This window comes from Micromonospora sp. NPDC007271 (assembly GCF_040634005.1).
GTDB lineage: Bacteria > Actinomycetota > Actinomycetes > Mycobacteriales > Micromonosporaceae > Micromonospora.
Genome location: NZ_JBEYER010000003.1, coordinates 119,689 through 128,515 on the forward strand (window position 1 = coordinate 119,689; position 8,827 = coordinate 128,515).

Consider the following 8,827-nt stretch of genomic DNA (forward strand, 5'->3'; position numbering starts at 1 on the left):
TCCGTTCGCGACTGCGGGGCTCGCAAACCCGGCTCACTCCTCGCGCTCACCGGCCACCTCCGGCAATTACCTCGATCGACGCGCGGCGCTCCGGCCGCAGGGCGGCGGCGGCGGCCTGGACCTGCTCCTCGGTCACCTCGCCGACCAGTCGGGGCAGCTCGTTGAGCAGGCCCGGCTCGCCGCGCTGCTGTTCGAGCACGGCCATCCGCAGCGCCCGGCCGAGCACCGCGTCGGTGTCCCGCAGCAGGTGGGTGGCCATCCGGGCCTGGGTACGGGCCAGCTCCCCCTCGGTCAGCCCGTCGGTGGCGAGCCGGTCCAACTCCTCGTCGATAGTGCGCAGCACCTTGTCCACGTCGCCGCCGGGCGGCAGGTGGGCCTGGAGCAGCAGCGCGGTGGGATCGCGCACGTCGAACGGGTCGCCCATGAAGCCGAGGTAGCCGCCGAGACTGGTGACCGTGCGGTCCCGCTGGACCAGCCGTTCGACCAGCCGGGACGCGTCCCCGTCGGTGAGCACCTCGGCCAGCACCACGTACGGCAGGTAGCCGACGAAGTCGGTCACCGGGTCGGGCACCCGCCAGGCCCCGGCCACCGCCGGCAGCGGGGCCAGCTTGTCCGTGTACGACCGGCGCCGCTCGGCGGTCAGGTCGGGCTCGGCGAAGTCGGGACGGGCCGGGGCTGGCCGGGCCGGCACGTCCCCGAAGTGCCGCTCGATCAGCTCCGTCGCCTCGGCCACGTCGATGTCGCCGCTGACGGCGAGGACCGCGTTGCCGCTGGCGTAGTAGCGCCGGAAGAAGTCGGCGGCGTCGGCGACGGTGGCCGACTCCAGGTCGTCGAAGGAGCCGTAGCCGTCGTGCGCGTTGGGGAAGGTGTCGAACATGACCGGCGGCAGGGTCAGCCAGGGGAAACCGCCGTACGGCCGGTTGAGCACATTGACCCGGATCTCCTCCTTGACCACGTCGACCTGGTTGCGCAGGTTCTCCTCGGTCAGCCGGGGGCCGCGCATCCGGTCGGCCTCCAGGAAGAGCGCCCGTTCCAGCGCGTTGCTGGGCAGGGTCTCGAAGTAGTCGGTGTAGTCGAGGTGGGTGGAGCCGTTGAAGGTGCCCCCGGCGCCCTGGACGTGCCGGAAGTGGGCCAGCTTCTCCAGGTTCTCCGAGCCCTGGAACATCAGGTGCTCGAAGAGGTGGGCGAAGCCGGTGCGCCCCTCCGGCTCGGACCGGATGCCGACGTCGTAGACCACCGCCACCCCGATGACCGGGGCGCTGCGGTCGGGGGTGAGCACCACCCGCAGGCCGTTGTCGAGGGTGAACCGCTCGACCGGGTACTTCGTCGCTGGAATTCTCGCTCTCCGCGTCGGCACGTGATCGACATTAGCGCGTCGGCACCCCGCACACCGGCGGTGTGGCGCGGCGCTCCGGACGGGCCGCGCGGCGTTCCGTCGACCAGCCTCGCCTACTCCATCGAACAGGTAGGAATTGTCGAGAAACGCGAGGCGGGCCGTCCCGAATCGCGGATGGGCCTTGACGCCGGGCTTCGCCTGCCCCACTGTTCCTATCTATCAAGTAGGAATAATGTGGATTGGATGGACGATGAGACGGCTTCCCCTCCGCCGGCTGGTCCCGCTGGTCGCCCTCGGCCTGGTCGGCACGGCAGCCCTGGGCGCCACGGCGGCCTGCGGCGACGCCACCGACGCCACCGCCGGCGGGTCCGGTCCGGTGACCCTGCGCCTCGGCTACTTTCCCAACATCACCCACGCGCCCGCGGTCGTCGGCGTGGAGAAGGGGATCTTCAGCGAGAAGCTCGGCAGCGACGTCAAGCTCGAGACGAAGACCTTCAACGCCGGCCCGGCCGCCATCGAGGCGCTCTTCTCCGGCGCGCTCGACGCCACGTACATCGGTCCGAACCCGACCGTGAACGCCTTCTCCAAATCGAAGGGTGAGGCGGTCCGGGTCGTCTCCGGCGCCGCCTCCGGCGGCGTCGCCCTGGTGGTGAAGCCGGAGATCACGTCGGTCGAGCAGCTGCACGGCAGCAGGATCGCCACGCCGCAGCTGGGCAACACCCAGGACGTGGCGCTGCGCTACTGGCTCAAGGAGAAGGGCCTGAGCACCACCAAGGAGGGTGGCGGCGACGTCAAGGTCGTCCCCCAGGAGAACGCGCAGACCGTCGAGACCTTCCTCAGCGGCGCGATCGACGGCGCCTGGGTGCCCGAGCCGTACGTCTCCCGGCTGGTCAACGCCGGCGGCACGGTGCTGCTGGACGAGCGCGACCTGTGGCCGGACCGGAAGTTCGTCATCACCAACCTGATCGTCAGCACGAAGTTCCTGAAGGCCCACCCGGACGTGGTGAAGAAGCTGGTCGAGGGGCAGGTCGCCGCGAACGACTTCGTCAACAGCAAGCCGGACGAGGCCCAGCAGGCCGTCTCCGACCACATCGGCAAGATCACCGGCAAGCCACTGGACGTCAAGCTGATCAAGCAGGCGTGGCCCACCCTGGAGTTCACCAACGACCCGATCGCGTCCTCGCTGAAGACCGGCCTGGACCACGCGGTCGCCGTCGAGCTGACCCAGCCCGTGGACCTCAACGGCCTCTACGACCTGAAGTACCTCAACGAGGTGCTCAGGGCGCAGGGCAGGCCCGAGGTCACCCAGCCGTGACGTCGACCAGGACAGCCCCGCGCGGCGCGACCGGCGCGGTCGCGCTGCACGGTGTGACCAAGGTGTACGGCCAGGGCGAGCACGCCGTCCTGGCCCTGGACGGGGTCTCGCTGGACGTCGCCCCCGGCGAGTTCGTCTGCCTGGTAGGCGCCTCGGGCTGCGGCAAGAGCACCCTGCTCAACCTGGTCGCCGGGCTGGACCGCCCCACCGGCGGGCGGATCGGACTGGGCGAGGCGCACCCGGGCCTGATGTTCCAGGAGCCGGCGCTCTTCCCGTGGCTCACCGTCGAGGCGAACGTCGAGGTGCCGCTGAAGCTGCGCGGCCTGCCCCGGGACGAGCGCAAGGCGCGGATCGCCGAGCTGCTGCGTACCGTCCACCTGGCCGACTTCGGCCGCCGACGCCCGCACCAGCTCTCCGGCGGCATGCGCCAGCGCGTCGCGCTGGCCCGCACGCTCGCCCTGGACACGCCGGTGCTGCTGATGGACGAGCCGTTCGGCGCGCTCGACGCGATGACCCGGGACATCCTCCACGACGAGCTGGAACGAATCTGGTCCGAGCGCCGGCTCACCGTGCTCTTCGTGACCCACAACGTCCGCGAGGCGGCCCGGCTCGCCGACCGGATCGTCCTGCTCTCCAGCCGGCCCGGCCGGATCATCTGGTCCACCCGGGTCGAGGTGCCCCGGCCCCGCCGGATCGACTCCCCGGAGATCGCGACCATCGCCGCCGAGGTCACCGACCGGCTGCGTACGGAGGTGGGCCGCCATGGCCAGTGACATGCTCGCCGGATCCGCGCGTACCGACGCGGAGATCTCCGGCCTGGACGCCCTGGAGATCGCGGGCCGGGAACAGGGCCCGAGCCGACTGCGCCGGGCCTGGGCGGCGCTGTGGCCGAAGCTGGCCGCGCTGGCCCTGGCCGTGGCCTCCTGGCAGGCCGTGGTCTGGACCGGCTGGAAGGATCCGTGGGCCCTGCCCGGTCCGGCGGTGGTCTTCGCGGACCTCGGCGACTACCTGGTCAGCTCGGCGCTCTGGGACGGCCTGGCCACCACCGGCCGACGGGCCGTCGTCAGCTTCGCCACCGCGGTCGCGGTCGGGCTGGTGCTCGGCCTGGCCGTGGCCCGGGTGAAGGTGCTCCGAGCCGCGCTCGGCTCGATGATCACCGCGCTGCAGACCATGCCGTCGATCGCCTGGTTCCCGCTGGCCATCCTGCTCTTCCAGCTCAGCGAGCAGGCGATCTTCTTCGTGGTGGTGCTCGGCGCGGCGCCGTCGGTCGCCAACGGCGTCATCCACGGCGTCGACTACGTGCCGCCGCTGCTGGTCCGGGCGGGCCGGAACCTCGGCGCCCGCGGGTTCCACCTCTACCGGTACGTGATCGCGCCGGCCGCGCTGCCCGCCATCGTCGCCGGGCTGAAGCAGGGCTGGGCGTTCGCCTGGCGCAGCCTGATGGCCGGCGAGCTGCTGGTGGTCATCGCCACCCGGACGTCGATCGGCGCGCAGCTCACCTACGCCCGGGAACTCAGCGAGGCGCCCCGGCTGATGGCGATCATGATCGTCATCCTGGTGCTGGGGCTCGGCGTGGACGCCGCCTTCGGCGCGGTCGACAAGGCGATCCGCCGCCGGTGGGGCGTGCTGGACCAGGCGGGCGACTGACGCGTGCGGGTACGGCTCCGCGCGCTCCGGGCCACGCTCGCCGCTGTCGGCTCCGCCGGCGACCGGTGCTCGGCTCAGCCCGCGGCCGCGTCGACCGCCCAGCCGGGCGGACTGTGCAGCTCGACGAGCCCGACCCGGGCGGGGCCGGCGGAGGCCGGGTGCCAGGGCCCGAACGCGGCCACCATGGCGAGCGCCAGACCCAGCCCCGCGACCGCGAGGACCAGCAGCAGCTCGCGGGCCGCCCCCGACCGGGCCTCGCCTGTCATGGTCACCCCTTCCGCGCCCGGGTCGGCGCGCCCGACCTCTTCCCTCCGATGCCAGCAAACCCGGGACGGCCGCGCGGAACAGTCGCCTATCGGACGCCGCCCGCGCAGATCCCCGACTCTGGAGGCCGGGCCCGCGGACACGGAAAGGGTGGCTCCCGGCGATCCGAGAGCCACCCTTTCCGGGAAATCCGCGCCCCGGGGTCATCGCACCCGGGAGTGACGGATCAGAGGGGGCGGATGTTCTCCGCCTGCGGGCCCTTCTGGCCCTGGGTCACCTCGAACTCGACGCGCTGGTTCTCGTCCAGCGAGCGGTAGCCGGACGTCTGGATCGCCGAGAAGTGGGCGAAGACGTCGGCGCCGCCGCCGTCCGGGGTGATGAAACCGAAGCCCTTGTCAGCGTTGAACCACTTGACGGTGCCGATGGCCATTGTTCGTCTCCTTCGACGGAACGATCCGGCCCGCGCCTGTCGCGGACCGGGATGGGTGGTGTGCCTCCCGGCACACCTGTCGCCGCTGGTCGCCCCGCCTGGAGCACTCCGGACACAACAAAATGCGCCTGGGGCCACAATCCGCCAGGCGCACGCAGAGCCACTGGAAACCAAAACTGCAACGCAGCCAAGGTATCACGGTTTGGCCGGCCGGGGTGGGCTTACGCCCGAACTTCCGGCACGCCGGCGATCATCGCGGTCAGCCCGTCGGCGTCGAGCAGGTCGGCCGGCCGGACGGTGACCCCGTCCCGGACGTAGTGGAAGGCGGCACCCACCCGCTCGACCGGCACGCCGGCCAGCTCGGCCCAGGCCAGCCGGTAGACCGCGAGCTGCACCGCCGCCGCCTCGGCCTCCCGCCCGGTGGGCTGCCGGCCGGTCTTCCAGTCGACCACGTCGTACCGGCCGCCGGGGCGGGCGAAGACGGCATCCATCCGGCCCCGGACCACCACACCGGCGATCACCGTGGCGAACGGCACCTCCACCTCCACCGGCACCCGATCGGCCCACTCGCTGGCCAGGAAGCGCTCCTGCAGCTCGGTGAGCGCCTCGTCCGGGGCGGCGTCGTCGTCCGCCGCGCCGGGCAGCTCGTCCACGTCCAACAGCCGGTCGGCACCGAAGCGCTGCTCCAGCCAGGTGTGGAAGGCGGTGCCGCGCCGGGCGTAGGGGTTGGGTTCGGCGGGCATCGGCCGGCGCAGCGCCCGGGCCAGCGCCACCGGGTCGCGGCGCAGCGCCACCAACTGGGTCACCGACAGGTGCCCGGGCAGCTCGACCTCGACCGCCTCCGCCCGGCGGGCCAGCTCCGCCCGCTCGGCCAGCAGCAGATCCGCCTCCCGCCGCCAGCGGGCCACCTCCGGGTCCACCGCGGGCGAGGGCTCGTCGCCGGCCGAATCACCGTCGGCCGGCCGACCACCGGCCGGCGCACCAGCCGCCGCCAGGGCTGCGGCCCCGCGGCGGGCCGCCTCCGGCTCGGCCATGTGGCGGCGGGCCGCTTCCAGCTCGGCGAAATAGCGGCGGGCCGCTTCCGGGTCGGCGAGGTAGCGGCGGACCAGCGCGGCGGCCTCGGCCAGCGCCGGCCGGCGGGCGCCGAGCGGGTCGGCCGGCCACTCGGCGCGCAGCACGGTCTCGGTGGTCGGGTTCACCGCGTCCCCGGCCGGCTCGGGCGCCCACTCCTCGACCAGGTGCCCCTCCGCGCCGGCCAAGCAGGCGTCGTGCACCTCGCGCAGGAACACCGAGGGGCCGCGGAACTTCTTCGTGCCCTCCCCCCACCAGTAGCCGGAGCAGAGCAGCAGCCGCCGGGGCCGGGTCACCGCCACGTACGCCAGCCGGCGCTCCTCCCGCTCGTCGTGCGCCCGCCAGGCGTCGGTGAAGTCCTCCAGCGCCCGGGCCACCCCGCGCTGGTCCTCCGCCCCGGCCAGGCCCAGCTCGGGCAGCCCGTCGGCGTCGCCGCGCAGCGGGAACGGCAGCACGCCCAGGCCGCCCAGCCAGTGGTCGGAGTTGCGCACCGGCCCGGGCCAGACCCCCCGGGTCAGCCCGGCCACCGCCACCACGTCCCACTCCAGGCCCTTGGCGGCGTGCGCGGTGAGGATCTGCACCGCGCCCTCCACCACCTCGACCTCGCCGGGGGTCAGGCCGCGCTCCTCGTCCTCGGCGGCGGCCAGGTAGGCGAGGAACCCGGCCAGGGTCGCGCCAGGCGTCTCGCCGGAGAACCGGGCCGCCACGTCGCCGAGCGCGTCCAGGTGTCCGCGGGCCAGGCCGGCGTCGCCGGTGCCGTCCCGGCCGGCCCGGACCGCCACCTCCACGTCCAGGCCGATGGTCCGCTCGATGTCCGCGATCAGCTCCGGCAGGGACTGGTCCAGCCGGTAGCGCAGCAGCGCCAGCTCCATCCCGTACGACCGCAGCCGGGCGTACCCCTCCGCCGAGTACGCCTGCGCCGGCCCGAGGTCGGCCAGCGCCTCGACCAGGGTGGCGTCGTCCAGCGCGTCCACGGTGATCTCCGGCCCGTCGTCGCCGGCCAGCTCCCGGCGGGCCCTGGCGATGGCCTTCGCCCGCCGGTGCAGGGCCACCAGGTCGCGCGGCCCGATCCGCCAGCGCGCACCGGTGAGCAGCCGCAGCAGCGCCGCCCCGTCGGTCGGGTCGGCGAGCACCCGCAGCGTGCAGACCACGTCCCTCACCTCGGGGGTGTCCAGCAGGCCGCCCAGGCCGACCACCTCGACGGGCAGGCCCCGGGCGCGCAGCGCCGACTCGACGGCGGGGATCTGGCTGCGCAGCCGGACCAGCACGGCGGTGGTGGGCCGCCGGGGCACCGGGATGTGCTCGGGCAGCGCGTCCGGCATCCCGGCCGCCCCGCGCCAGGCGGCGAGCACACTGTCGGCGATCCACTCGGCCTCGTCGGCGTACGTCTCCAGGAGCGCGCAGTGCACGGTGCCGGCCGCCTGCCGGCGGGGGCTGCGGTGCGGGATCGGGTCCCTGACGCTCAGCGCCGCGCGCAGCTCCGGCACCCGGGCGCCGGCCGCCCGCAGCGGCACCGAGAGCGCGTTGGCCACACCGAGGATCTCAGGGCGGTTGCGCCAGCTGGTGGTGAGGCTCAGCACCCGGGCCGGGGTGCCGTCGGCGCGGGCGAACTCGGTGGGGAACCGGTCCAGCGTGCCGGCGCTGGCGCCCCGCCAGCCGTAGATGGACTGACACGGGTCGCCCACCGCGGTGACCGGATGGCCGCCGCCGAAGAGCGCGTTGAGCAGCACCACCTGGGCGTGGCTGGTGTCCTGGTACTCGTCGAGCAGCACCACCCGGAACCGGTCCCGCTCGATCACCCCGACACCGGGATGGTCCCGGGCCACCCGGGCGGCGCGGGCGAGCTGGTCGGCGAAGTCCATCGCCTCGAAGTCGTCCTTGCGCCGGGCGTACGCCCGCACCAGCGGGAGCAGTTTCAGCCGGGTCTGCTGGAGCTGCAACGCCTTCCGCACGTCGGCGTAGACCCGGCCAGGGCGGGACTGCACCTCGGCGAAGAACCGGCCGGTCCAGGCGGCCAGCTGGTCCGGGTCGACCAGGTGCTCGTCCAGCTCCCCGGCGAGCGCCAGCACGGCGTCGGTGACGGTGCTGGGCATCCGGTCCACCTCGGACATGTCGCCGTCGTAGTTGCGGACCAGCAGGTCGACGAGCTGCCAGCGGGAGGCCTCGGTGAGCAGCCGGGTGGTCGGCTCGTACCCGGCGCGCAGCCCGTGCTCGGTGACGATCCGCCCCGCGTACGAGTGGTAGGTGGAGACGGTCGGCTCGCCCGCGAGGGGGTCGTCGTGCGGGTCCCGGCCCTGCCGGCCCAGCCGGCGGATGAGCTGGTCGAGCCGGGTACGCACCCGGTGCGCCAGCTCACCGGCGGCCTTGCGGGTGAAGGTGAGGCCGAGGATCTGCTCGGGCCGCACGTACTGGTTCGCGACCAGCCAGACCACCCGGGCCGCCATCGTCTCGGTCTTGCCGGAGCCGGCGCCCGCGACCACCAGCAGCGGTTCCACCGGCGCGGCGATGATCGCCGCCTGTTCGCGGGTGGGCGCCGGCAGCCGGAGCAGCTTCGCCAGCTCCACCGGGGTGTACCGAGGGCCGGCGTCCGCCGTCCGGGGGGCCGGCGTGGCCCCGGCGCTGAACAGGCTCGGCTGGGTCGTCACGGTCCCTTCTTCGTTCGCGACTGCGGGGCTCGCAACCCCGGCTCACTCCTCGCGCTCACGGTGCCTTCTTCGTTCGCGACTGCGGGGCTCGCAACCCCGGCTCACTCCTCGCGCTCACG

7 protein-coding genes are annotated in these 8,827 nt (G+C 73.8%); 3 read left to right on the forward strand and 4 right to left on the reverse strand.

Going from position 1 to position 8,827, the window contains the following annotated elements:
- Window positions 1-46 precede the first annotated feature (46 nt).
- The gene (locus tag ABZ570_RS02440; RefSeq protein WP_358055915.1) at window positions 47-1,357 is read right to left on the reverse strand and encodes a pitrilysin family protein; all 1,311 of its coding nucleotides are present in this window, start codon (window positions 1,355-1,357) and stop codon (window positions 47-49) included.
- 229 nt (window positions 1,358-1,586) lie between these two features.
- On the opposite strand from ABZ570_RS02440, the gene ABZ570_RS02445 reads away from it, so the two are divergent.
- The 3 genes from ABZ570_RS02445 to ABZ570_RS02455 are packed head-to-tail and all read left to right on the forward strand — an operon-like array spanning window position 1,587 to window position 4,298.
- Window positions 1,587-2,651, forward strand: coding sequence for an ABC transporter substrate-binding protein (locus ABZ570_RS02445; protein ID WP_358055917.1), 1,065 nt, complete (start codon window positions 1,587-1,589; stop codon window positions 2,649-2,651).
- Entirely contained in the window at window positions 2,648-3,424 is a 777-nt protein-coding gene (locus tag ABZ570_RS02450) for an ABC transporter ATP-binding protein (protein ID WP_358055919.1), read from the forward strand. The genes ABZ570_RS02445 and ABZ570_RS02450 overlap by 4 nt, the downstream gene beginning before the upstream one ends.
- The gene (locus tag ABZ570_RS02455) at window positions 3,414-4,298 is read left to right on the forward strand and encodes an ABC transporter permease (protein ID WP_358055921.1); all 885 of its coding nucleotides are present in this window, start codon (window positions 3,414-3,416) and stop codon (window positions 4,296-4,298) included. The genes ABZ570_RS02450 and ABZ570_RS02455 overlap by 11 nt, the downstream gene beginning before the upstream one ends.
- Window positions 4,299-4,372: 74 nt before the next feature.
- On the opposite strand, the gene ABZ570_RS02460 is transcribed toward ABZ570_RS02455, so the two are convergent.
- The 3 genes from ABZ570_RS02460 to ABZ570_RS02470 form a co-directional block, all read right to left on the reverse strand.
- Window positions 4,373-4,564: a hypothetical protein gene (locus tag ABZ570_RS02460; RefSeq protein WP_358055923.1), complete on the reverse strand. Its 192-nt coding sequence runs from the start codon at window positions 4,562-4,564 to the stop codon at window positions 4,373-4,375.
- A gap of 224 nt (window positions 4,565-4,788) precedes the next feature.
- Window positions 4,789-4,992 carry a cold-shock protein gene (locus tag ABZ570_RS02465; protein WP_067374184.1) on the reverse strand — a complete coding sequence of 68 codons (204 nt, stop codon included), beginning with the start codon at window positions 4,990-4,992 and terminating at the stop codon, window positions 4,789-4,791.
- A gap of 221 nt (window positions 4,993-5,213) precedes the next feature.
- A complete protein-coding gene (locus ABZ570_RS02470; RefSeq protein WP_358055925.1) occupies window positions 5,214-8,708 on the reverse strand; it encodes a UvrD-helicase domain-containing protein in 3,495 nt (1,164 codons plus the stop codon).
- Window positions 8,709-8,827 lie beyond the last annotated feature (119 nt).

What these genes read in the sequence shown, in the direction of transcription:
- ABZ570_RS02445 (WP_358055917.1), top strand. Translation starts at nt 1,587, where the DNA reads ATGAGACGGCTTCCCCTCCGCCGGCTGGTCCCGCTGGTCGCCCTCGGC.
- ABZ570_RS02455 (WP_358055921.1), top strand. Translation starts at nt 3,414, where the DNA reads ATGGCCAGTGACATGCTCGCCGGATCCGCGCGTACCGACGCGGAGATC.
- ABZ570_RS02460 (WP_358055923.1), bottom strand. Translation starts at nt 4,564, where the DNA reads ATGACAGGCGAGGCCCGGTCGGGGGCGGCCCGCGAGCTGCTGCTGGTC.
- ABZ570_RS02465 (WP_067374184.1), bottom strand. Translation starts at nt 4,992, where the DNA reads ATGGCCATCGGCACCGTCAAGTGGTTCAACGCTGACAAGGGCTTCGGT.